Below are 24,955 nucleotides of genomic sequence, written 5' to 3'. Positions count from 1 at the left end.
CCTCCCCCTCTCATTTCAGATCGAGGTAAGTCATGTCTTCGTCGTCCCGTCCGAGTAGACGTGTGGTTCTTGCCGGGGCCGCTGCCGTCGGTGCGCTCTCCGCCGTGTCTGTTTCCGGTGCGGCTGCCCAGGCAGCAGCTACTGCTCCCGCCTACCGGTGGCGTACCGCCGTCATCGGCGGCACCGGATTCGTCACCGGGGTGCTGTTCCACCCGTCCGTACGCGGGCTCGCCTACGCCCGTACCGACATCGGCGGGGCCTATCGGTGGGACGAGCGGGCCGCGCGTTGGACCCCGCTCACCGATCACCTCGGGTGGGACGACTGGAATCTGCTCGGGGTGGAGGCCATCGCCGTCGATCCGGCGCACCCCGACCGGGTGTACCTCTCTCTCGGTGCCTATGCCCAGTCGTGGGCCGGGAACGGGGCCGTTCTGCGGTCCGAGGACCGAGGGGCGACCTGGGCGCGTACCGACCTCGCCGTGAAGCTCGGGGCCAACGAAGACGGGCGGGGTGCCGGTGAGCGGCTGCTCGTCGACCCGCGTGACAGCGACACCCTGTGGCTGGGCACCCGGCACGACGGGCTGCTCAAGTCCACGGATCGTGGCGCTACTTGGGCAGCCGACAGTGCCTTCCCGGCCGCTCCGAGCGCCGGCGGGCAGGGTGTCACCTTCCTGGTCGCCGTCGGTCGTGCCGTCTACGCCGGGTGGGGTGACGGCGACGGGACCGCCGGTACGGCCAACCTGTACCGCACCTCCGACGGCACGACCTGGGAGGCCGTGCCCGGGCAGCCCGTCGGTGCCACCTCCGCCAAGGTCCCGATCCGCGCCGCCTATGACCGGCACACCCGCGACCTGTACGTGACGTACGGCAACGCGCCCGGGCCCAACGGCCAGTCGGACGGCAGCGTGCACAAGCTGCGCATCACGACCGGTGGTTGGACGGACGTGACCCCGGTCAAGCCGGGCGGGACCACCGCCGACGGCTCCGCCGACACCTTCGCCTACGGCGGAGTCGCCGTCGACGCCTGCCGGGCCGGCACCGTCGTCGTCTCCACCAACAACCGCTGGGCCGACATCGACACCCTGTTCCGCTCCACGGACGGCGGCCGTACCTGGACGTCCCTCAAGGACGCTGCTGTGTTCGACGTGTCCGAGACTCCTTTCCTCAAGTGGGGCGGCGATGCCCCCAAGTTCGGCTGGTGGATCCAGGCTCTTGCCCTCGATCCGTACGACTCGCGGCACCTCGTGTACGGGACCGGCGCGACCCTCTACGGCACCCGTGACCTCAAGCACTGGGCCCCGCAGATCCGTGGCCTGGAGGAGACGTCCGTGCGCCAGCTGATCTCGCCCCCGGTCGGGGAGGCGCACCTGCTCAGCGGACTCGGGGACATCGGCGTGATGTACCACGAGCGGCTCACGGCGTCTCCGTCGCGCGGCATGGCGTCGAACCCCGTGTTCGGGTCGGCGACGGGACTCGCCCAGGCCCCGGCCAAGCCGTCGTACGTCGTCCGGGCAGGGTGGGGCGACAACGGCAACGGCGCCTTCTCGAACGACGGCGGGCGGAGCTGGGCGCCCTTCGCTGCCCAGCCCGACATCGCCAAGAACGCACCGGGGCCGATCGCCACCAACGCCGACGGCAGCGTGCTGCTGTGGACCTTCGTGCACTGGGACGGCACGAAGTACCCAGCCCACCGCTCCACGGACAACGGCACGACCTGGACCGAGATCTCCTCCATTCCGAAGGGCGCCACGCCGGTCGCCGACCCGGCCGACCCGACGCTCTTCTACGCGTACGACACCGACACAGGAACGCTATACGCCAGCACTGACAGTGGCCTGTCGTTCACTGTGCGTGCGGGCGGGCTGCCCTCAGGCGACACCCAGTTCGAGCTGGTCGCGGCGCCCGGCAGGTCCGGTGACCTGTGGCTGAGCGTCAAGTGGAACGGGCTCCACCGGTCCACCGACGGCGGCGTCACCTTCACCAAGGTCGCCAGCTGCTGGGCCTCCTACACACTCGGGTTCGGGCGGGCCGCCGAGGGCGCCGCCTACCCGGCGGTCTACATGGTCGGCTCCACCGAGGCCATCACCGCCGTCTACCGCTCCGACGACGAGGCGAAGACCTGGACGCGGATCAACGACGACGCCCATCAGTGGGGGTGGACCGGCGAGGTGATCACCGGCGACCCGCGCGTCTACGGCCGCGTCTACCTCGCCACCAACGGGCGGGGCATCCAGTACGGGGAGCCCGTCTGATGCCGAGCCTCAGCGACGCCACCCGGGGGCGCATCCTCTTCGGCGGCGACTACAACCCCGAACAGTGGCCCGAGGAGACCTGGCCCGAGGACGTCCGGCTGATGAAGGACGCCGGCGTCAACTCCGTCACCCTCGGCGTCTTCTCCTGGGCGAAGCTCGAACCCCGGCCCGGGGCGCGGGAGTTCGGCTGGCTGGACCGGCTGATGGACCTGATGCACGACAACGGCATCGGCGTCGTCCTGGCCACGCCCACCTCCTCGCCGCCGCCCTGGATGGGCCGGCTGCACCCGGAGACCCTGCCCGTCGCCGAGGACGGCCGGATCGAATGGTGGGGCGGGCGCCAGCACTTCGCGCACTCCAGCGCCACCTACCGTCGCTACGCCGCCGCCATCACCGAGGACCTCGCCGCCCGCTACGGCGGCCACCCCGCCCTCACCATGTGGCACATCAACAACGAGTACTGCACCTACGACTGGGGCGACGAGTCGGCCGCCGCCTTCCGTCGCTGGCTGCAAGGCAAGTACGGCACGCTGGACGACCTCAACACTGCCTGGGGTACGGCCTTCTGGAGCCAGGGGTACGGCGACTGGGACGAGATCCTGCCGCCGCGCCTCCCGCACTACATGCGGAACCCCACCCAGGTCCTGGACTTCAAACGCTTCACGTCCGACGCCCTCCTGGAGTGCTACCTCGCGGAACGCGACATCGTCCGCCGCCACACCCCGCACCTCCCGGTGACCACCAACTTCATGCCGATGTGGGCGGGCCAGGACGCCTGGCGCTGGGTCCAGGAGGAGGATCTCGTCTCCGTCGACCTCTACCCCGACCCGCGCGACCCGCTCGGCGCCCAACAGGCCGCGCTCGTGCAGGACATGACGCGTTCGCAGGCACGCGGCCCGTGGATGCTGATGGAACAGGCGGCCGGTCCGGTCAACTGGCGGGGCGTGAACCACCCCAAGCCGCGCGGCCTCAACCGCCTCTGGTCGTTCCAGGCGGTGGCACGCGGCGCCGACGCCGTCTGCTACTTCCAGTGGCGCCAGTCCAGGCAGGGCGCCGAGAAGTTCCACTCCGGCATGGTCAGCCATGCCGGTGAGCAGGGCCGCACCTTCCAGGAGGTCAAGCAGCTCGGTGCCGAACTCGCCGCCATCGGCAGCGAGGTGACGGACGGTCACACTCCGAACGACATCGCCGTGCTCCATGACTGGCACGCCTGGTGGGGCGGCGCCCAGGACGGGCGGCTCTCCTCCGAGGTGGACTACCCGCAGGTCGTACGGGCCTGGCACCGGGCCCTGTGGGAAGCGCATCTCGCGACGGACTTCGCCCACCCCGAGCACGACCTGTCGGCCTACCGGCTCGTCGTCGTACCGCAGCTGTACCTGCTCACGGACGCCGCGATCGACAACCTCGTCGCGTACGTACGCGACGGCGGCACCCTCGTCTGCGGTTTCCTGACCGGAGTCGCCGACGAGGACGACCGGGTACGCCCCGGCGGCATGGACGAGCGGCTGCGCGAGCTGTTCGGGCTGCGCACCCTGCACGAGTGGTGGCCGCTGGACGCGGGGGAGAGCGTCGAAGTCGACGGATTCCGGGGCCGGTTGTGGTCCGAGGAGCTGGAGGCCGACGACGCCGACGAGGTCACCCCGTACAAGGGCGGCGAACTCGACGGGCTGCCGGCGGTGCTGCGCAAGGGGCGTGCCTGGTACGTCTCCACGCTCCCCGAGCCCGACGCGCTCCGGGATCTCCTTGCCCGGATCGGCGCCGGTGCGGGCGTCCGGCCGGTGCTGGAGGGGCTGCCCGACAGGGTCGAGGCGGTCCGGCGCGGTGAGCTGCTCTTCCTCCTCAACCACGGCACCGACCCGGTGACCGTCCAAGTGTCCGGTGCCCACCGGGACTTGCTGACCGGGGACACCATCACGGACGTGCTCCAGCTGGGCCGATACGGAGTGGCGGTGCTGAAGCCATGAGCATCGGCGGACCTGTTCACGGAACCTGGGAGCCGCTCCCCGCCGTCCGCTGGGAGGACGGTTACCTGAGCGGCAACGGCCGCCATGGCGCTTTGGTGTTCGGCGACGCGGACAACGACCGGGTCGTCGTCACGCACCACACCCTGGTCCGCCCGAACGGCGGCGAGCACGCGCGGCCACCACAGCTCGCGGATCAACTGGCCGATCTCCAGGACCGGTTGCTGGCCGGCGACATCACGGCCGCCGAGAGCTTCACCGACGGGCGGGAGCTGCAATGGGTGCAGCCCTTCCATCCGGCGTTCCAGGTGCGGCTGCGCGGAGGAGGTCCGACGGGGGACCGACGGGACTACCGCCGGTCCGTCGACTTCACCACAGGGGTCGTCGAGGCCGGGTGCGAGGGCTGGCGCAGCCGGGTTTTCGTGTCCCGCGCGGACGACGTCATCGTCCAGTACGTCAGCGGAGGATCCGGCGGCCCCGGCATCCCGGGTCTCACCCTCGACATCGATCTCGACCACCGACTCCCGGGCGCCCCGGCCGAGTTGGGCGTCGGCCAGAGCGTGGTGCGCACCCCCGAGGGCGCCCTGCTCACCCTCCGTGCCCGCTACCCCGACAGCGACCGCGCGTACACCGGCGTGACCCTGGTCGTCCCCACCGGCGGCGCTACGACCCTCACCCCGCCCGGCGTCCGGGTCGAGGGCGCGGAGTTCGTGCTGCTGCTGACGCGAGTCGTCCGGCACGTCGGCGAACTGGACACGGCGGACATCGCCCACGCCCTACGTGAGCTGCTCCCGGACGCGGACGACGAACAGCCGCCGAGCAGGCAGACGTACGACCGCCTCCTCGCCCGCCACACCCCCCTCCACCGCACCGCCTACGACCGTGTCACCCTCGACCTCGCCGCCGACGAAGCCGAACGTGCCCTGCCCGGCGCCGAGTTGCTCACCCGCACCAAGAGCCCGGCCCTCCTGGAACGCCTCTTCGCCGCCGGCCGCTACCACCTGCTGTCCGCCAGCGGGATGTTGCCGCCCCGCCTGGTCGGTCTGTGGACCGGAGACTGGGACACGGCGTGGGCGGGAGCGTTCACCAACGACGCCAACGTCAACCTCCAGACCGCATCAGCAGCGCTAGGCGCCCTCCCCGAAGTCACGGAAGCCCTAGCCTCCCTGATCCATGGTCAGCTCGACGACTGGCGCGAGAACGCCCGCACCGTCTTCGGCGCGCGGGGTGTCATGGCGCCCGCGCACACCGACGGCGAGTCCGGGCTGACGTACCACTTCAGCCGTGAATATCCCCTGCACCTCTGGACGGCCGGCGCCGACTGGCTGCTCAAGCCGCTCGTCGACCACGACGAGACCCGTGGTGAGCAGGACGCGCGCACCGCACAGGCCCTCGCCGAAGTCGCCCTGTTCTACGAGGACTTCCTCACACGGACCGACGCCGACGGCCACCTCGTCGTCGTCCCCTCGTACTCGCCCGAGAACCGTCCGGCGAACGCGAGCTGGGGCACGATCAACGCGGCGATGGACCTCTCGGCGGCCCGGCACGCCCTGCTCACCGCAGCCAAGTACCACCCCGAACGGGCGGATCGCTGGCGGGCGTTGGCCGACCGGCTCCCGCCCCACCGGATCAACGCCGACGGCGCCCTCGCCGAATGGGTCTGGCCCGGCCTGGACGACACCTACGACCACCGCCACCTCAGCCATCTCTACGGTGTCTGGCCCCTCGACGAGATCAACCCGTACGACACCCCCGACCTCGCCGCAGCCGCGTACCGCGCCCTCCAACTCCGGGGCGCCGAGAACGACTCGGCCCACGGCCACCTCCACCACGCCCTGATCGCGGCCCGCCTCCGCGACGGCGAACGGGTCACCCAGGCCCTCGGCCAGGTGCTCGACGGCGACTTCTTCCACGCCTCCCTGATGAGCGCGCACTACCCGGAACGGGACGTCTACAACGCGGACGCCGCGCACACCCTGCCCGCCGTGCTCATCGAGGCGCTCATCCAGTCGACCCCCGACCGGCTGGTCCTCCTGCCCGCGCTCCCGGCGGCCTGCCCCACCGGCCGACTCCGGGGCGTACGCACGAGGTTCGGCGCGGAAGTGGACCTCGACTGGGGGCCGGGGCGGGGCCGGGCCGTCGTACGCCCCACCCGAACGCACCGCATCGACCTCAGGACTTCCTCCGGCGCACGCACGCTCGACCTCGTCGCCGGAGAAGACCGCGTCCTCGATCTGGGGCCGCGGTAACCGCACCGAGGAACAGCGCAGCCGACAACAGCACACAACCCCCCACCACCCGCATCTCCCCCCACCCATGGAAGGAACGCAACCCCATGGCAACACGCACCCGCACCCGCACTCGCACCCTGAGCCGCCGGATCACCAAGGCCCTGCTGGCCCCCGCCCTCGCGCTCGGCGCCACCATCGGTCTCGCCTCCGCCCCCGCCTCGGCCGCCGTCTGGAACTCCTGCGACCAGTGGGGCAACACCTCGCTGAACGGCTACACCCTCTACAACAACATCTGGGGCTCCGGCGCCGGCAGCCAGTGCATCTGGGCCAACTCCGGTACCAACTGGGGTGTCTGGGCCAACCACCCGAACACCGGCGGCATCAAGTCGTACCCCAACTCCAAGAAGGTGATCAACAAGACGATCACCTCGCTCGGTTCGCTGTCCAGCAGCTACAACGTCACCGTCCCGTCGTCCGGCGCGTACAACACGTCGTACGACATCTGGGACACCGACTACGACTACGAGATCATGCTCTGGGTCAACTACAACGGCGCCGTGGGCCCGTTGGGCACCTCGCAGGGCAACGTCACGCTGGGCGGCCACACTTGGACCGTCTACAAGGGCAACAACGGCGCCAACGAGGTCTTCTCGTTCCTGCGCACCTCGGACTCCACCTCCGGCACCGTCAACGTCCTGCCGATCCTCAAGTGGATCAAGGACACCAAGGGCTGGTTCGGCAACGAGACCATCGGTGACGTGCAGTTCGGGTTCGAGATCACCTCGTCCTCCGGCGGTCTGGACTTCGCCACCAACAACCTGACCGTCAGCAGCAGCTGACGATCCGACAGGGGCCGGGGGCGGCCGCGCCGTTCAGGCGCGGTCGACCTCGACCCGCAGTGCGTTGTAGTCGGTGAAGGCCACCTCGACATCGGCCTTGGTCAGGCCGTAGCGGGCCAGGTCGTAGCGGTGGGGGCGGCTGCCCCTCAGGTGCGTGGCGACCGTGGGGAGCCGGGCCGCGTCCGCGTCGGTCCACCGGGCGCCGACGGCCCCGTACAGCTTCGGGGCGCCCGCGGCCGGATCGGTGCCGAGCCAGGAGTACGGCACGTCCACCACCGCCTCGCGCGGGAACCCGTCCCGGGCCGCGAGCCCGCGCCGCACGGAGCGGCTCAGCAGGTCGAGCCAGGTCGCGCCGAGGGCGTGCAGGTCGATCCTGCGCCGGGAGATGGCCATCCCGCACTCGACCAGACTACAGAACGAGGCGACGGCGGTCGCCGGGTCGCGGTGGGTCCACACGAGCGTGGCGTCGGGGAACACACGGAGCAGGGCGTCCAGATTCCCGGTGTGCATGGGGGACTTGAGGATCCAGCGGCGCCGAGGGCGACCGTACTGGAGCACCTGGAAGCACTCCTTGAGATGACGGTAGTCGGGGACGAAGTCCCGCTCGAACTGCCGGGCGTGGTACTCGGGCAGCCGGGCCTGGGACAGCGGCACCAGGGCGTGCGGCAGAAGGAAGGTGTCCTCCTCGGGGCCCTCGGCGGTCATGGGGTGGACCTCGCGGAAGCGCGGGGAGAGCAGATACGTGCCGTCGAGCGTCCGCCGCGCGGCCGTGACCGCCTTCTTCCGCTCACGGACCGACGGTTCGAGCCCGGGGGCAAGCAGCTCCCACAGCCGGGGGCACCGATGCTCGCCGGAGAGGGACAGCACGCCATGGGTGAGCGTGGTGGCGGTACGCGGCAGCCCCACCACGAACACCGGCTTCTCGACGGGTTCTTGGGCGATGGCGGCGTTCTCGGCTATCAGCCGCCGGATCCGGGCCCGGTTGGTGAGATGCCTGCGCACATGGGCCTGCGCGGATTGCCACCCGACCGGCGACAGGTCTTCATCGGCCGCCCACTCACGCAGCAGCGGCCGTAATCCGTCCACGAACCACTCGTCCCCGTCCGCCCACCCCGCCTTCCCGACGATCCGCTCGAAGACCCGGTCAGGATCGCGCCGAGAACCGAACGCGGGCCGCAGCAGCAGATTGGCCAGAGTGAGGGGGAGGTTGGTGCCAGACACGGGCGGGGTTCCTTTCCGCAGGGGACAGAGGAAACGTACCGAACGAGTGCGCGCCCCAAAGGGGCGCGGGGAACTGCGCGACAAGCCACGAAGCACCCCGCACCCGCCCCTGAACCCCCTGCCCCACTACCCTGCGATCGGAAGGCTCGCCCCATCCCGCAAAAACACCGGAATACGATCCAGCGGCGCATCCACAGTCACAGCCGCCCCACCCTCATACACCTCGCCAGTCCACGCATCCGTCCACACAACTCCCCCCGGAAGATACGCAGTACGCGCCGTAGCGCCCGCAGTAAGCACAGGCGCGACCAACACATCAGGCCCGAAGAGATACGAGTCGTCGACCGACCACGCCGCCTGGTCCTCCGGGAACTCCAGGAACAGCGGCCGCATCACCGGCAACCCCTCCTCGTGCGCCTCACGCATGACCCGCAGCACATACGGCTTCAGCCGCTCACGCAGCCGCACATACCGCTCCAGAATCGCCCCCGCCTCCTCCCCGTACGACCACACCTCGTTGGGCCCGCCGGTCATGTCGGGCCCCAACGGCATACCCGGGTCCCGGAACCCATGCAGCCGCATCAGCGGCGAGAACGCGCCGAACTGGAACCAGCGGACCATGACTTCGCGGTACGCGGGATCGTCCGGGTCGCCGCCGTGGAAGCCGCCGATGTCGGTGTTCCACCAGGGGATCCCGGACAGGGCGGTGTTCAGCCCGGCCGCGATCTGGCGGCGCAGGGTCGGGAAGTCGACGCCGATGTCACCGGACCACAGGGCGGCGCCGTACCGCTGACTGCCCGCCCACGCCGAGCGGTTGAGGCTGATCACCTCGTCCTCGCCGGACGCGATCAGGCCCTCGTAGAACGTGCGGGCGTTCTCGACCGGGTACAGGTTGCCGACCTCAAGGCCAGGGCCCGCCCAGTACCGCAGGTTCTCCGGGAAGCCCGGCTTCAGCTCCGGCTCGCACGCGTCCAGCCAGAAGGCCGTGATGCCGTACGGGGCAAGGTAGTTGTCACGGATCCTCGACCAGACGAACTCGCGTGCCTCCGGGTTCGTGGCGTCGTAGAAGGCGACCTGGACGGTGGACGCGACTCCCTTGTCCGGCCAGTCGGCGTGCGCCATCGGGCCGTACTGCGTGCCGATGAAGTAGCCGCGCTGCTCCATGAGTTCATGGTTCTCGGAGAGCGGCGACACCGAAGGCCACACGGAGACCACGAGCTTGACGCCCATCTCCGCCAACTCGGCGACCATGGCGGCCGGGTCGGGCCACTCGGCCGGGTCGAACTTCCAGTCGCCCAGATGCGTCCAGTGGAAGAAGTCGCACACGATGGCCCGCAACGGCAGCCCGCGCCGCTTGTACTCCCGTGCCACGCCGAGGAGTTCGTTCTGGGTGCGGTAGCGCAGCTTGCACTGCCAGAAGCCCGCCGCCCACTCCGGCAGCATCGGCGTACGGCCCGTCACCGCGCTGTAGCGCCGCTGGCCGTCGGCCGGCTGCCCGGCGGTGATCCAGTAGTCGATCTGCCGGGCCGAATCCGCCACCCAGCGCGTCCCGTTGCCCGCCAGCTCCACCCGCCCGATCGCCGGGCTGTTCCACAGCAGCGTGTAGCCACGGCTGGAGGTGAGCACCGGGACGGACACCTCGGCGTTGCGCTGCACCAGGTCCAGCACGACACCCTTCTGGTCGAACAGACCGTGCTGGTGCTGGCCGAGGCCGTACAGCTTCTCGTCCTCGTAGGCGGCGAACCGCTGCTCCAGCCGGTGGTAGCCGTTGCCGACGGCCGTGTAGAGACGCGAGCCCGGCCACCAGAAGTGCGCCCGCTCCTCGGCGAGCAGCTCGGCCGAGTCATCGGTCCGCAGGAACCGGATCAGACCCTCGGCGCTCACCTCGACGGTCAGCGCTCCGACGGTCAGCTGTCCCTGTCCGTCCTCGATCTTGACGGTGTACGCCGTCGAGGGCGGCTCGTCGAGGAGGGCACCCGGCAGCCCCTCCAGGACCGGCCCGCCGAGCCGTGTCCTGACCCGGACCGCGTCCGGACCCCAGGGCTCGATCCGTACGGTCTCCTGACGGCCGCTCCACTCCAGCGCACCGTCCCGCTCACGGAACGTACCGACGGTGGGGGAGGACTGCGCGAGGCTGACCGCGCCTGACGGGGGCGGGGTTTCGGCGGGCTGGTTCACGTGGCGGCTCCTGAAGGAAGGAGTGGGGGAGTGGTTGTGGGGACCCCGGCGCGGCTCTCGCGGGCCGATCCGGGACAGGCAGGGGTCTCCAACGCCCGTCGGATGTCCGGGCGTTGGAGCGTGTTGGTCGGTTGTGGTGATCAGGCCGGGGTTCAGGAAGTGGCTGGGGCCGGCGCCGGCCCCGTACTCGCCCGCACCGTCAACTCGGGTGCGATCAGCGCGACTTCGTCGCCCCCGCTTCCTTCGAGCTTCGCGATCAGCAGTTCCACCGCCCGCCGCCCCATCTCCTGCGCGGGAATGGCGACGGACGTCAGCCGCACCGAGGCCTGGGTGGCGACCTGGTCCGGGCAGACGGCGATGACCGACACGTCCTCCGGCACCGCCCGCCCCTGCTGGCGCAGCAGCGCGAGCAGCGGCTCGACCGCCGACTCGTTCTGCACGACGAACCCCGTGGTGCCCGGCCGTTCGTCGAAGATCCGGGCCAGGGTCACCGTCATCGCGTCGTACCCGCCCTCGCACGGCCGGTGCAGCACCCGCACCCCCAACTCCCGGGACCGGGACCGGAGTCCGTCGAGCGTGCGCTCGGCGAAACCGGTGTGCCGTTCGTAGACCGCGGGCGCCTCGCCGATGACAGCGATGTCACGGTGACCGAGCTTCGCCAGATGCTCGGCGCACAGTGCTCCCGTGGCCCCGAAGTCGAGGTCGACGCAGGTCAGGCCCTCGGTGGCGGCCGGCAGGCCGATCAGCACGGACGGTTGGTCCGTGCCGCGCAGCAACGGCAGCCGCTCGTCGTCGAGTTCGACGTCCATCAGGATCATCGCGTCGGCGAGCCCGCTGCCGGTGACGCGGCGGACGGCGTCGGGGCCCTCCTCGCCGGTGAGCAGCAGAACGTCGTACCCGTGCGTGCGGGCGTTGGTGGCGACCGCTATGGCGATCTCCATCATCACCGGCACGTACATGTCCGTACGCAGCGGGACCATCAGGGCGATGATGTTGGAACGGCTGCTCGCCAGCGCCCGGGCGCCCGCGTTGGGGTGGTAGCCGAGCTGTTGGATGCTCTGCTCGACCCGCTGCCGGGTGCCCGCGGAGATGGACCGCTTGCCGCTGAGGACATAGCTCACCGTGCTCGCCGAGACTCCGGCGTGCTGGGCGACCTCGGCGAGGGTGACCATCCAGCTCTCCAAGCATTGTGTGAAGCGCTTCGACAGTGCGCGTAACGGATAACGGTGACGGATACCGGCGAGTGAGGGTGGAACGACAGTAACCCCACCGGGGGTGGGTGTCCATATGTTGTCGAAGCGCTTCGACAAGGTTTCTCGGGGCTTCCTCGGATCTTTCTCGGCCGGCGTGGCAACTTTCCCACCCGGCGGCGGCCACTGAGGAGTGCTCCGCGAATCGTCGCCCGGAAGGACCCCCATGCAACACCGCAGACCGCGCCTCTCGAAGAAGGCGAAAACCTTCGCCTCCGCCCTGGTCGCCCTCGCGGCCGCCGCCGGCGTCACCGTCGCGCAGGCGGGCGAGTCGAGCAAGAAGTGCGCGGCCTTCGACACCGTCACGCTCGGCAAGTACTACGTCAACAACAACCTCTGGAACCAGGAGAAGGCCGTCGGCTCCCAGTGCGTCTGGGACAACTCCCGGTCCGGCTCCACCATCTCCTGGGGCACGAACTACAGCTGGGCCAACAGTGCCACCGGCAAGGACTACGACGTCAAGACGTACGCCAGTTCGGTCCTCGGCTGGCACTGGGGCTGGAAGACCGACAAGGCCGCCACCCAGCTGCCGATCCGCGTCGGCGACCGCAAGCCCGTGAAGACCACCTGGGACTTCACGGTCAGCTCGAACCCGGGCGTCATGAACGTCGCCTACGACCTGTGGCTGCACGGCAAGAACACCGCGGACTGGCAGGACCAGCCCACCGACGAGATCATGATCTGGCTCAACCGCCAGGGCGGCGCAGGTCCGCTCGGCACCAAGACCGCGAGCGTCAGCCTCGGCGGCGCGATGTGGGACATCTACGAGGGTGACATCGGCTGGAAGGTCCACTCCTTCGTCCGCCGCGCCAACACCACCAAGGCCACCCTCAACCTGGACGACTTCACCCAGGCCCTGGTCCGCCGCAAGCTGCTCACCAACGACAAGTACGTCTCCGGCATCGAGGCGGGCACCGAGGTCTTCAAGGGCACGGGCCGGCTGGACACCAAGGCCTACTCGGTCGACATCGGCTGACGGGCGGGGGGTGTGCATGGGCTGTACGGCCGACCGGCCGCGCGAGGACTGGTGAGGTCGCCCGTAATCGGGTACCAACGATCGAGTAGCACCGATCAGTAACGTACGGTCCTCAAGATCCCGATTCGCGGCGAGGTGTGCCTCATGTCCGCAAGCCCAGTCAAGCCCTCAGCCCAACCCTCAGCCCAGCCCTCGGCCAAACCCACCGTCACCGAGCGGGAAGCCCGCCAGGTGGCGGAGGCCGCCCGGGAGCAGGGCTGGCGAAAGCCCAGCTTCGCCAAGGAACTGTTCCTCGGCCGCTTCCGGCTCGACCTCATCCACCCGCACCCGCTCCCGCCCACCGAGGACGCGCAGCGCGGCGAGGAGTTCCTCGCCAAGCTGCGCGACTTCTGCGAGACGAAGATCGACGCCGCCCGCATCGAACGCGAGGCCCGGATCCCCGACGAGGTCGTGGGCGGGCTCAAGGAGCTGGGCGCCCTCGGGATGAAGATCGACACCAAGTACGGCGGCCTCGGCCTCACCCAGGTGTACTACAACAAGGCCCTCGCCCTGGTCGGCTCCGCGAACCCGGCGCTCGGCGCGCTGCTCTCCGCCCATCAGTCGATCGGAGTACCGCAGCCGCTGAAACTCTTCGGCACCCAGGAACAGAAGGACGAGTTCCTGCCGCGCTGCGCCCGCACCGACATCTCCGCGTTCCTCCTCACCGAGCCGGACGTCGGCTCGGACCCGGCGCGGCTCGCCACGAGCGCCGTACCGGACGGCGACGACTACGTCCTGGACGGGGTCAAGCTCTGGACGACCAACGGGGTCGTCGCCGACCTCCTCGTCGTCATGGCCCGCGTCCCGAAGTCCGAGGGGCACAAGGGCGGCATCACCGCGTTCGTCGTCGAGACCGCCTCCGAGGGCGTCACCGTCGAACATCGCAACGCCTTCATGGGCCTGCGCGGCCTGGAGAACGGCGTCACCCGCTTCCACCAGGTGCGCGTCCCGGCCGCCAACCGGATCGGCCCCGAGGGTTCCGGCCTCAAGATCGCCCTCACGACCCTGAACACGGGCCGGCTGTCGCTGCCCGCGATGTGCGTGGGCGCCGGGAAGTGGTGCCTGAAGATCGCGCGGGAGTGGTCGGCAGTACGGGAGCAGTGGGGCAAGCCGGTCGCGCTGCACGAGGCGGTCGGCGCGAAGATCAGCTTCATCGCGGCCACCACCTTCGCCCTCGAAGCGGTCCTCGATCTCTCCTCCCAGATGGCCGACGAGAACCGCAACGACATCCGCATCGAGGCCGCCCTCGCCAAGCTGTACGGCTCCGAGATGGCCTGGCTGATGGCCGACGAACTCGTCCAGATCCGCGGCGGACGCGGCTTCGAGACCGCCGAGTCGCTCGCCGCCCGCGGGGAACGGGCGGTACCCGCCGAGCAGATCCTGCGTGACCTCCGGATCAACCGCATCTTCGAGGGCTCGACGGAGATCATGCATCTGCTGATCGCGCGCGAGGCGGTCGACGCCCATCTGTCGGTCGCCGGAGACCTCATCGACCCCGACAAGTCCCTCTCGGACAAGGCTAAGGCGGGCGCGAACGCCGGTGTCTTCTACGCCAAGTGGCTGCCGAAGCTCGTCACGGGCGCGGGTCAACTGCCCCGCTCGTACGCTGAGTTCAAGCACGAGGTCGATCTCTCGCCGCACCTGCGGTACGTCGAACGCAGCGCCCGCAAGCTGGCCCGCTCCACCTTCTACGCCATGTCCCGCTGGCAGGGCCGGATGGAGACCAAGCAGGGCTTCCTCGGCCGGATCGTCGACATCGGAGCCGAACTGTTCGCGATGAGCGCGGCCTGCGTACGGGCCGAACTCCTGCGCGCCCAGGGCGAGAACGGCCGCGAGGCCTACCAACTCGCCGACGCCTTCTGCCGCCAGGCCCGCGTCCGCGTCGAGGAACTCTTCGGCCGCCTGTGGACCAACACCGACGACGTCGACCGCGCGGTGGTCAAGGGCGTTCTCGCCGGCACGTACACCTGGCTGGAGGAGGGCGTCGTCGACCTCTCGGGGGAGGGCCCCTGGATCGCGGACGCCACACCCGGCCCGGCGAAACAGGAGAACGTCCACCGTCCCATCCGCTGATATTCTCCCGGGAATTCACTGTCGTCCCCGGCGTCATTCTGTTGCTTGCCACACCGAAGAGGCACGTCAACAATGAAAAGAATGGCGAACGGGGACGGCAACATATGCGCCAAGGTGCAGGAAGAAAGATCGGCGAGGAATTCGGTCATGGATTTCCGGGTCTGCTGACGCACGTCCGTCGGCAGCTCGTCGAAGCAGATCTCGTAGGGGCGCTACGGACGGTACGCAACGAGGTGCTGCCCCTCGCGGAGAAGCTGCGCGCGACCCAGCCGGACACCCTCGACCGGCACCGGGACGAGCTGGCGGTGCTCCTGAACGACTGCGCGCTCGCCGTGGTCGACGGCGAACCGAGGGCGCCGCTGCCCACCTTCGACCCGCTGCCTGTGCGGCGGATCGACATCCGGGACGTCGACGATCTGCTCGACGCCGGACGGCCGGGCGAACGGCCCGTGATCCAACAACTCTTCCGCAGCGCGGCGGATTACGTGCAGGACCCCGTCCTGCGCGAAGTGATCAGAGCGAATCAGCAGGGCGTCCATATTCTCCAGCGGGCCAACCACTGGATCAGCATGCTGACGGACGCCGTTTAGCAAGGTAAAGCTCGTTGTAGTGGGGGTAATTCACGTGCCGTCTCTCGGACTCGACAACATCACCGGCCGCATCATGCGGGCCGGCGAGGGGCGGGTGCTGCGCAGGCTTCAGCGCACCGCCGAACAGGTGGCATCCCTCGAAGAGGACTTCGAGTCCATGACCGACGAGGAACTGGCGGCCGTGACCCCGGAGTTGAAGGATCGCCACGCCGCCGGCACGAGCCTCGACGAGCTGCTCCCCGAGGCCTTCGCCGCCATGCGCGAGGCCGCCCGGCGCACCCTCGGCATGCGTCACTTCGACGTCCAGGTGATGGGCGGTGCGGCCCTGCACGAGGGCAACATCGCCGAGATGCACACCGGCGAGGGCAAGACCCTGGTCGCGACCCTCCCCGCCTACCTGAACGCCTTGTCGGGCAAGGGAGTTCACCTGGTCACCGTCAACGACTACCTTGCCCGGCGCGACGCCGAGTGGATGGGCCGGGCGTACGCCTTCATGGGCCTGACGGTCGGTGTGGTCCGCTCGGAGTCGACCCCGGCCGACCGGCGGGCGGCGTACGCCTGCGACATCACGTACGGCACCAACACCGAGTTCGGCTTCGACTATCTGCGCGACAACATGGCCTGGTCGAAGGACGAACTCGTGCAGCGCGGCCACCACTTCGCGATCGTCGACGAGGCCGACTCCATCCTCATCGACGAGGCCCGCACCCCGCTGATCATCTCGGGCCCCGCCGACCAGGCCACCCACTGGTACGAGGCGTTCGCCCGGATCGTGAAGACCATGCGGGGCACGGCCGTCCAGGAGGAGCAGTTCATCCGGCTGGAGGAGAAGGAGCGCCTGAAGGAGCTGCGGGCCGCGTACGACTACGAGTTCGACCCCAAGAAACGGACGGTCGCGATCCTCGACCGGGGCGTGGAACACGTACAGGACCAGTTGGGCATCGACAGCCTGTACGAGGCCGACCACACCCCGCTGATCGGCCACCTCAACAACGCCCTCAAGGCGAAGGAGCTGTTCCACAAGGACAAGGAGTACGTGGTCATCGACGGTGACGTCATGATCGTGGACGAGCACACGGGCCGTATGCTCGCCGGCCGCCGCTACAACGAGGGGCTCCACCAGGCGATCGAGGCCAAGGAGGGCGTCCGGGTCAAGGAGGAGAACCAGACCCTCGCGACCGTCACCCTCCAGAACTTCTTCCGCCTGTACGACAAGCTCTCCGGTATGACCGGTACGGCCATGACCGAGGCCGCCGAGTTCCACCAGATCTACGAACTCGGCGTCGTCCCCATCCCCACCAACCGCCCGATGGTCCGCAAGGATCAGTCGGACCTCATCTACCGCACCGAGGTCGCGAAGTTCGAGGCGGTCGTCGACGACATCGCCGAGAAGCACGGGAAGGGCCAGCCGATCCTGGTCGGCACGACCTCGGTGGAGAAGTCCGAGTACCTCTCGCGACAGCTCGCCAAGCGCGGCATCCGGCACGCGGTCCTCAACGCCAAGCAGCACGACCGCGAGGCCACGATCGTCGCCCAGGCGGGCCGCAGGGGAGCGGTCACGGTCGCCACCAACATGGCCGGACGCGGTACGGACATCATGCTCGGCGGCAACCCGGAGGCGCTGGTGGCGGCCGAGCTGCCCGAGGACGCGAGCCCCGAGGCCCGCCAGGCGGTACTCGACCGGGTCGCCGCCGAACGCCAGGAGGTCACCGACCTCGGCGGCCTGTACGTCCTCGGCACCGAACGCCACGACTCCCGCCGCATCGACAACCAGCTCCGCGGCCGCTCCGGCCGCCAGGGCGACCCCGGCGAGTCCCGCTTCTACCTCTCCCTCCAGGACGACCTGATGCGCCTGTTCCAGGCCCAGCTGGTCGACCGGGTGATGTCGGCGGCCAACCTCCCCGAGGACGTCCCCATCGAGAACAAGGTCGTCACCCGGGCCGTCGCCTCGGCCCAGGCCCAGATCGAACGCCAGCACTTCGAGTCCCGCAAGGACGTACTCAAGTTCGACGAGGTCCTGAACCGTCAGCGCACGCTCATCTACGCCGAACGCCGCCGCGTCCTGGAGGGCGGTGACCTGCGAGAACAGCTCCAGCACTTCATGGACGACACCGTCCGGGCGTACGTCCGCCAGGAGACGAGCGCGGGTTTCCCGGAGGAATGGGACCTGGACAGACTGTGGGGCGCGCTACGCCAGCTCTACCCGGCGAAACTGACGGTGGAGGACCTGGAGGAGGAGTACGACGGCCTCGCCAACCTGACCGCGGACCACCTGGCCGACGCGATAGTGGCGGACATCCACGCCCGCTACGACGACCGCGAGACGGAACTCGGCGCGGACACGACCCGCGAGCTGGAACGGCGAGTGATGCTGTCGGTGCTGGACCGCAAATGGCGCGAGCACCTGTACGAGATGGACTACCTCCGCGACGGCATCGGCCTGCGCTGGACCCTCGGCCGCGAACCGATCGTGGAGTACGAACGCGAGGGCTACGACATGTTCGGCGCGATGACCGACGCCATCAAGGAGGAGTCGGTCGGCTTCGTCTTCAACCTGGAGATCGAAACGACCCCGACCGACCTACAACCGGACCCCCACCGCACGGAGTCCCTCCACTTCAGCGCCCCGACACTGGACACGGCGGACGGGGTAGTGGAGCGGGATGCGCGCAAGCGCCCCTAAAGGGGCGCGGGGAACTGCGCGACAAGCTCCCACCGGCCGGCAGCCAACGAACTACCTGTCAGCATTTCTTGTCACTGGGATCACTGGTCGTCCACTTGCAGTCATCCACCTTCGACCCGTTCGCTCTGGTCAGAATCGCCGTGTCACTCGTGTTGTTCCACACGTACCAGCTCCGCTTCTGGAACTTGGTAGCCGCCGTGTCCGTCCCCTTACCCGTACGGATCTTCATCGTCTTGCCGGCACCGATCTTCAGGTTGCCGAACGTGTACTTGTGATTGGCGACGTCCTTCAGGATCCAGCCCTTGAGCGAGATGGACGCCGAGCTGGTGTTCTTGATCTCCACCCACTCCCCGTTCAGGGACGCGTTGGAGCCGTTGTCCGAGCCAGGACTGTCGAACCACACGTGCCGGATGACCACACCCCCGGCCGCCTCGGCCGGAGTGCTGAGAACCGCGCCGGTCAGGGCGACCGCGCCCGCGAGCGCGGGCAGGGCTGTACGTCGGATGCGCATCGAGATCCCCCCAGGATTTCGTCCACGACTGACCGGTCGTCCACCAGTCAGGGCAGAAGTGATATCACATGATCTGTATGTCGGTTTCACTTATAGGCGCTCACCCGAGGGACGCACTGTCCTCACTGTCGGTGGTTGCGGCCACAATGGAGAGATGACCGACAGTCCAGCCCCCCTCGCAGACCCGCACCTCGTCTTCGACCCCGTCGCCGGAGACGGCCCGCGGGATGTGGTGATCCTCGGTTCCACCGGGTCGATCGGCACCCAGGCCATCGATCTCGTGCTGCGCAACCCGGACCGCTTCCGGGTCACCGGGCTCTCCGCCGCGGGCGGCCGGGTCGAGCTCCTCGCCGAGCAGGCGCACCAGCTGCGCGTACGCACGGTCGCGGTCGCCCGGGAGGACGCCGTACCGGCCCTGCGCGAGGCGCTGAGCGAGCGGTACGGCGCAGGGGAGCCGCTCCCCGAGATACTCGCCGGACCGGACGCGGCCACCCACCTCGCCGCCGCCGACTGCCACACGGTGCTGAACGGCATCACCGGGTCGATCGGCCTCGCCCCGACCCTCGCCGCCCTGGAGGCGGGCCGCACCCTCGCGCTCGCCAACAAGGAGTCGCTCATCGTCGGCGGCCCCCTGGTCAAGGCGCTCGCGAAGCCGGGCCAGATCATCCCGGTCGACTCCGAGCACGCGGCCCTGTTCCAGGCCCTGGCGGCCGGCACCCGGTCCGATGTCCGCAAGCTCGTCGTCACGGCGTCCGGCGGCCCCTTCCGCGGCCGTACGAAGGCACAGCTGGCCGACGTGACGGTCGAGGACGCGCTCGCGCACCCCACCTGGGCGATGGGCCCGGTGATCACGATCAACTCCGCGACCCTCGTCAACAAGGGCCTGGAGGTGATCGAGGCACACCTCCTCTACGACATTCCCTTCGAACGCATTGAGGTGGTCGTGCACCCGCAGTCGTATGTCCACTCGATGGTTGAGTTCACGGACGGATCGACACTGGCGCAGGCCACGCCCCCCGACATGCGCGGCCCCATCGCGATCGGCCTCGGCTGGCCGGAGCGCGTACCGGACGCCGCACCCGCGTTCGACTGGAGCAAGGCGTCGACGTGGGAGTTCTTCCCGCTCGACACCGAGGCGTTCCCGTCGGTCGGCCTCGCCCGGCACGTCGGGCAGCTCGCGGGCACGGCCCCCGCGGTGTTCAATGCGGCGAACGAGGAGTGTGTGGAAGCATTCCGGAGCGGCTCACTGCCGTTCAACGGGATCATGGAGACCGTGACCCGGGTGGTCGAGGAGCACGGCACCCCTCGTACGGGAACTTCCCTGACCGTCGCGGACGTCCTTGAGGCGGAGTCGTGGGCGCGGGCGAGGGCCCGTGAACTCACACGACAGACGAAGACACAGCAGACGACGACAGAGCAAGCCATGGCGACCGCGGAGGCCCGTGCATGACGACACTGATGATGATTCTCGGCATAGTCGTCTTCGTGATCGGCCTGTTGGTGTCGATCGCCTGGCACGAGCTGGGACATCTCTCCACGGCGAAGCTCTTCGGCATCCGCGTACCGCAGTACATGGTCGGCTTCGGCCCGACGATCTGGTCGCGCAAGAAGGGTGAGACCGAGTACGGCATCAAGGCGATCCCGTTCGGCGGCTACATCCGCATGATCGGGATGTTCCCGCCCGGCCCGGACGGCCGCATCGAGGCCCGCTCGACCTCCCCCTGGCGCGTGATGATCGAGGACGCGCGCGCCCAGTCCTTCGAGGAACTGCTCCCGGGCGACGAGAAGCGCCTCTTCTACACACGCAAGCCGTGGAAACGCGTCATCGTGATGTTCGCGGGCCCGTTCATGAACCTCATCCTCGCGGTGGCGCTGTTCCTGACCGTCCTGATGGGCTTCGGCGTCTCCCAGCAGACCACCAGCGTCAGCTCGGTCTCCAAGTGCGTCATCGCCCAGAGCGAGGGCCGCGACGACTGCCGCAAGACCGACGCGGCCTCCCCGGCCGCCGCGGCCGGCCTCCAGGCGGGCGACAAGATCCTCTCCTTCGGCGGGGTCCAGGTCGACAGCTGGAACAAGCTCTCGGACGAGATCCGCGCCAACCCCGGCAAGGACGTCGCGATCGTCGTCGAACGCAAGGGCGAGCAGGTCACCCTGAACGCGAAGATCGCCACCAACCAGGTCGCGAAGAAGGACTCCAGCGGCCAGATCGTCCAGGGTCAGTACGTCACGGCCGGCTTCCTCGGCTTCAGCGCGGCCACCGGCATCGTCCGCCAGGACTTCGGCGACTCGCTTACCTGGATGGGCGACCGCATGGGCGAGGCCGTCGACTCCATCGCGGCCCTGCCCGGCAAGATCCCCGCCCTGTGGAACGCCGCTTTCGACGGCGGCGAACGCGCGGCGGACTCCCCGATGGGCGTGGTCGGCGCGGCCCGCGTGGGCGGCGAGATCTTCACCCTGGACATCCCGCCCACCCAACAGCTCGCGATGGCATTGATGCTGGTCGCGGGCTTCAACCTGTCCCTGTTCCTCTTCAACATGCTCCCGCTGCTGCCGCTCGACGGCGGCCATGTCGCGGGCGCCCTGTGGGAGGCGCTGCGCCGGAACATGGCGAAGGTGCTGAAGCGCCCGGACCCGGGACCGTTCGACGTGGCGAAGCTGATGCCGGTGGCCTATGTGGTGGCGGGCATCTTCATCTGCTTCACGCTGCTGGTGCTGGTGGCGGACGTGGTCAACCCGGTGCGCATCTCGTAGCCACCCGGGGTTTGCCGGGGAGTTCACGACGGCCGGGCACAGTGGGAGAACCCACTGTGCCCGGCCGTTCCCCAATGTGTGGGTTTACGTGTGGGATGTGCTCGGGCCTGGGCGGGTGCCGTAATCTCGAAGGCCGGAGCCCGCCGTTCCCGGGACCGGACCTTGAACCACAACTTGGGGTTGCACAGCAGATGACTGCGATTTCTCTCGGCATGCCGTCCGTTCCGACCAAGCTCGCCGAACGCCGGAAGAGCCGGCAGATCCAGGTCGGTTCGGTGGCCGTGGGCGGAGACGCGCCGGTGTCGGTGCAGTCGATGACGACGACGCGTACGTCGGACATCGGCGCCACGCTTCAGCAGATCGCCGAGCTGACGGCGTCCGGCTGCCAGATCGTGCGCGTGGCGTGTCCGACGCAGGACGACGCGGACGCGCTGGCGACCATCGCGCGCAAGTCGCAGATCCCGGTGATCGCCGACATCCACTTCCAGCCGAAGTACGTGTTCGCCGCGATCGAGGCCGGCTGCGCCGCCGTCCGAGTCAACCCCGGCAACATCAAGCAGTTCGACGACCAGGTCAAGGAGATCGCGCGGGCCGCGAAGGACCACGGCACGCCGATCCGTATCGGCGTGAACGCGGGCTCGCTGGACCGCAGGCTGCTCCAGAAGTACGGCAAGGCGACGCCGGAGGCGCTGGTGGAGTCGGCGTTGTGGGAGGCGTCGCTCTTCGAGGAGCACGACTTCCGGGACATCAAGATCTCGGTGAAGCACAACGACCCGGTGGTCATGGTCAACGCCTACCGGCAGCTGGCGGCGGCCTGCGACTACCCCCTCCACCTGGGCGTGACGGAGGCGGGCCCCGCCTTCCAGGGCACGATCAAGTCGGCGGTCGCCTTCGGCGCGCTCCTGAGCGAGGGCATCGGCGACACGATCCGCGTCTCCCTCTCTGCGCCGCCGGTCGAGGAGATCAAGGTCGGCAACCAGATCCTGGAGTCGCTGAACCTCCGCCAGCGTGGCCTGGAGATCGTGTCGTGTCCGTCGTGCGGGCGGGCCCAGGTCGACGTCTACAAGCTGGCCGAGGAGGTCACGGCGGGCCTGGAGGGCATGGAGGTTCCGCTGCGGGTCGCGGTCATGGGGTGTGTGGTGAACGGCCCCGGCGAGGCGCGCGAGGCCGACCTGGGTGTCGCCTCCGGCAACGGCAAGGGGCAGATCTTCGTGAAGGGCGAGGTCATCAAGACCGTGCCCGAGTCGAAGATCGTGGAGACCCTGATCGAGGAGGCGATGAAGATCGCCGAGCAGATGGAGGCGGACGGAATCGCCTCGGGCGAGCCGTCGGTGTCGGTGGCAGGCTGATTTCGCCCCCGCCGCCCCTACCCGTCCCATCCCTGGGGGCTGCGCCCCCAGACCCCCCTTTCGGCCTGAACGGCCTCGTCCTCAAACGCCGGACGGGCTGGGGGGTGGTGGCGGTCGTCGGGTGGGTGGGAAGTCGCGCCGAACGGCCTCGTCCTCGAACGCCGGACGGGCTGGAGGGTGGTGGCGGCCCTCGTCCTCGAATGCCGGGTGGACTGAGATGCCCCGACCTGGGCTGGATGAGAAGCAGTAAACGGGTGGGTGGGTGGGAAACCCGGCCCGGGGTGGACCGGCGGTGCCTCTCGAGCGCCGGACATGCTGAGCCTCCCAGCCCGTCCGGCGTTTGAGGACAAGGCCCGTTCAGGGCCGGAGCGGGGGTCTGGGGGCGGCAGCCCCCAGGGGCGGTCACCAGAAGCGACGGTTTCGGCAAGGCAACGGCAGCCAATACAGGGCGGCGCCGCTCAGCTTCCGCAGGTACAGTGCGGAGATCAGCAGACCGCATGGTGAGGCCCGCACGTGTTGACGCAGACCACCTCCCGGGTGCTCGAACCGGGCGACCTGGACGCCGCACTCGCTGTCCTCGGCCGCGAGCCGGTCGCGAACGCCTTCGTGACCTCCCGTGTCCAGATCGCGGGCCTCGACCCCTGGCGCCTCGGCGGCGAGATGTGGGGCTGGTACGAGGACGGCATGCTCACCAGCCTCTGCTACGCCGGTGCCAACCTCGTCCCGATCTGCGCCACCCCCCGCGCCGTACGCGCCTTCGCCGACCGGGCCAGGCGAGCGGGCCGCCGCTGCTCCTCGATCGTCGGCCCCGCCGAGGCCACCACCCAGCTGTGGCGGCTGCTCGAACCGAGCTGGGGCCCCGCCCGGGAGGTCCGCCGCCACCAGCCCCTCATGGTCACCGACCGCCTGCCCGACCCCGCCCTCGTCGCCCCGGATCCGTACGTCCGCCGCGTCCGCAAGGACGAGATGGAGACGATCATGCCGGCGTGCGTGGCGATGTTCACCGAGGAGGTCGGAATCTCGCCACTCGCGGGTGACGGCGGCCTCCTCTACCAGGCCAGGGTTGCCGAACTGGTCGGCTCCGGCCGCTCCTTCGCCCGCCTCGACGAACACGGCAGGGTCGCCTTCAAGGCCGAGATCGGCGCCGCGACCTCACAGGCCTGCCAGATCCAGGGCGTCTGGGTGGCCCCCGAATACCGGGGCCAGGGCCTCGCCGCCCCCGGCATGGCCGCCGTACTGCGCTACGCCCTCGCGGACGTGGCCCCGGTGGTCAGTCTGTACGTGAACGACTTCAACACCCCCGCCCGCAGGACGTACCTGAGGGTGGGCTTCCAGGAAGTCGGCGCGTTCATGAGCGTCCTGTTCTGAAACGCCCCGAGCAACCGGGACCACGACCCCCAGCCACATCCGGCCCGCACCCGCCGAGGGCACTCCGCACCCCCTGTAGTCTCCGGACATGCCGCGCTTCCCCGGTCATGGCCGCCATCACTCCCGCCCCCACGACGTGGTCGTCGGCCCCCTCGACCTCGCCGCCCGGGTCGACGAGGCGCTCGCCGTCCAGGCCGTGGCGTTCGGACTCGGCGCCGACGAGGTCGCCGTACGCAGGCAGATCGTGTTGCGGCACCTGACCTATCCCGGGGCCCGCGCACTCGGCGCGACCACCCCCGACGGACGGCTCGCGGGGTTCGTCTACGGCATGCCGAACGACCGTACGCACTGGTGGTCCACGGTGGTCGAGCCGTATCTGCGCAGACAGGGTCACGACGGCTGGCTCGACGACTCCTTCGTGATCACCGAACTGCACGTCCACCCGAGCTTCCAGAACGCCGGCGTCGGCCGCGCCCTGATCACCACCATCACCGACAGCGCCGCCGAACCCCGCTCGATCCTCTCCGCGATCGACACCGACAGCCCGGCCCGCGGCCTCTACCACTCCCTCGGCTACGAGGACCTGGCCCGCCAGGTCCTCTTCCCCAGCGCCCCGAAGCCGTACGCGGTGATGGGCGCCCCCCTTCCCCTGCGCAGACGCTAGGGCCCGTACGGCCGATTTC

General features: G+C 69.4%; 16 protein-coding genes and 1 pseudogene. 13 read left to right on the top strand and 4 right to left on the bottom strand.

What is annotated here, in order from left to right:
* Nucleotides 1-32: 32 nt before the first annotated feature.
* The 4 genes from OG787_RS11395 to OG787_RS11380 all read left to right on the top strand — a co-directional run bounded on the left by OG787_RS11395 (nucleotide 33) and on the right by OG787_RS11380 (nucleotide 7,283).
* The gene (locus tag OG787_RS11395; protein WP_405535080.1) at nucleotides 33-2,252 is read left to right on the top strand and encodes a 1,4-beta-glucanase; all 2,220 of its coding nucleotides are present in this window, start codon (nucleotides 33-35) and stop codon (nucleotides 2,250-2,252) included.
* Complete coding sequence (locus OG787_RS11390; RefSeq protein WP_405535079.1) at nucleotides 2,252-4,216, top strand: beta-galactosidase; 1,965 nt, start codon at nucleotides 2,252-2,254, stop codon at nucleotides 4,214-4,216. The genes OG787_RS11395 and OG787_RS11390 overlap by 1 nt, the downstream gene beginning before the upstream one ends.
* Nucleotides 4,213-6,462, top strand: coding sequence for a glycosyl hydrolase family 95 catalytic domain-containing protein (locus OG787_RS11385; RefSeq protein WP_405535078.1), 2,250 nt, complete (start codon nucleotides 4,213-4,215; stop codon nucleotides 6,460-6,462). Before OG787_RS11390 ends, OG787_RS11385 begins: the two co-directional genes overlap by 4 nt.
* A gap of 86 nt (nucleotides 6,463-6,548) precedes the next feature.
* Entirely contained in the window at nucleotides 6,549-7,283 is a 735-nt protein-coding gene (locus OG787_RS11380; RefSeq protein ID WP_369035529.1) for a GH12 family glycosyl hydrolase domain-containing protein, read from the top strand.
* Between the two features lie 33 nt (nucleotides 7,284-7,316).
* Here OG787_RS11380 and OG787_RS11375 read toward each other — a convergent pair whose 3' ends face one another.
* The 3 genes from OG787_RS11375 to OG787_RS11365 form a co-directional block, all read right to left on the bottom strand.
* On the bottom strand, nucleotides 7,317-8,504 hold the full coding sequence (locus OG787_RS11375; protein ID WP_405535077.1) for a sulfotransferase family protein: 1,188 nt from the start codon (nucleotides 8,502-8,504) through the stop codon (nucleotides 7,317-7,319).
* Between the two features lie 126 nt (nucleotides 8,505-8,630).
* Complete coding sequence (locus OG787_RS11370) at nucleotides 8,631-10,682, bottom strand: TIM-barrel domain-containing protein (protein WP_369035531.1); 2,052 nt, start codon at nucleotides 10,680-10,682, stop codon at nucleotides 8,631-8,633.
* Nucleotides 10,683-10,834: 152 nt separating this feature from the next.
* Complete coding sequence (locus OG787_RS11365; protein ID WP_235479866.1) at nucleotides 10,835-11,854, bottom strand: LacI family DNA-binding transcriptional regulator; 1,020 nt, start codon at nucleotides 11,852-11,854, stop codon at nucleotides 10,835-10,837.
* Between the two features lie 244 nt (nucleotides 11,855-12,098).
* Here OG787_RS11365 and OG787_RS11360 point away from each other — a divergent pair, with 244 nt between their 5' ends.
* The 4 genes and pseudogenes from OG787_RS11360 to secA form a co-directional block, all read left to right on the top strand.
* Nucleotides 12,099-12,908, top strand: coding sequence for a GH12 family glycosyl hydrolase domain-containing protein (locus OG787_RS11360; protein ID WP_369035532.1), 810 nt, complete (start codon nucleotides 12,099-12,101; stop codon nucleotides 12,906-12,908).
* 144 nt (nucleotides 12,909-13,052) lie between these two features.
* A complete protein-coding gene (locus OG787_RS11355) occupies nucleotides 13,053-15,020 on the top strand; it encodes an acyl-CoA dehydrogenase family protein (RefSeq protein ID WP_405535076.1) in 1,968 nt (655 codons plus the stop codon).
* 104 nt (nucleotides 15,021-15,124) lie between these two features.
* Complete coding sequence (locus OG787_RS11350; RefSeq protein ID WP_405535075.1) at nucleotides 15,125-15,610, top strand: hypothetical protein; 486 nt, start codon at nucleotides 15,125-15,127, stop codon at nucleotides 15,608-15,610.
* 73 nt (nucleotides 15,611-15,683) lie between these two features.
* Nucleotides 15,684-18,167 (top strand): annotated as a pseudogene (gene secA, locus OG787_RS11345) (preprotein translocase subunit SecA); the annotation flags it as partial.
* Between the two features lie 184 nt (nucleotides 18,168-18,351).
* Here secA and OG787_RS11340 read toward each other — a convergent pair.
* Nucleotides 18,352-18,804 carry a lamin tail domain-containing protein gene (locus OG787_RS11340; RefSeq protein WP_235474492.1) on the bottom strand — a complete coding sequence of 151 codons (453 nt, stop codon included), beginning with the start codon at nucleotides 18,802-18,804 and terminating at the stop codon, nucleotides 18,352-18,354.
* A gap of 154 nt (nucleotides 18,805-18,958) precedes the next feature.
* On the opposite strand from OG787_RS11340, the gene dxr reads away from it, so the two are divergent.
* The 5 genes from dxr (at nucleotide 18,959) to OG787_RS11315 (ending at nucleotide 24,936) form a co-directional block, all read left to right on the top strand.
* Entirely contained in the window at nucleotides 18,959-20,254 is a 1,296-nt protein-coding gene (gene dxr / locus OG787_RS11335) for a 1-deoxy-D-xylulose-5-phosphate reductoisomerase (RefSeq protein ID WP_369035535.1), read from the top strand.
* A gap of 8 nt (nucleotides 20,255-20,262) precedes the next feature.
* Nucleotides 20,263-21,555, top strand: coding sequence for a M50 family metallopeptidase (locus OG787_RS11330; protein ID WP_405540469.1), 1,293 nt, complete (start codon nucleotides 20,263-20,265; stop codon nucleotides 21,553-21,555).
* Nucleotides 21,556-21,746: 191 nt separating this feature from the next.
* The gene (gene ispG, locus OG787_RS11325) at nucleotides 21,747-22,904 is read left to right on the top strand and encodes a flavodoxin-dependent (E)-4-hydroxy-3-methylbut-2-enyl-diphosphate synthase (protein WP_105974985.1); all 1,158 of its coding nucleotides are present in this window, start codon (nucleotides 21,747-21,749) and stop codon (nucleotides 22,902-22,904) included.
* Between the two features lie 513 nt (nucleotides 22,905-23,417).
* Complete coding sequence (locus OG787_RS11320; protein ID WP_369035536.1) at nucleotides 23,418-24,272, top strand: GNAT family N-acetyltransferase; 855 nt, start codon at nucleotides 23,418-23,420, stop codon at nucleotides 24,270-24,272.
* Nucleotides 24,273-24,360: 88 nt separating this feature from the next.
* Nucleotides 24,361-24,936: a GNAT family N-acetyltransferase gene (locus OG787_RS11315; RefSeq protein WP_405535074.1), complete on the top strand. Its 576-nt coding sequence runs from the start codon at nucleotides 24,361-24,363 to the stop codon at nucleotides 24,934-24,936.
* Nucleotides 24,937-24,955: the final 19 nt, after the last annotated feature.

Source organism: Streptomyces sp. NBC_00075 (assembly GCF_045041225.1).
Classification (GTDB): domain Bacteria; phylum Actinomycetota; class Actinomycetes; order Streptomycetales; family Streptomycetaceae; genus Streptomyces; species Streptomyces adonidis.
This window is presented reverse-complemented; position numbering and strand designations above follow the sequence as displayed.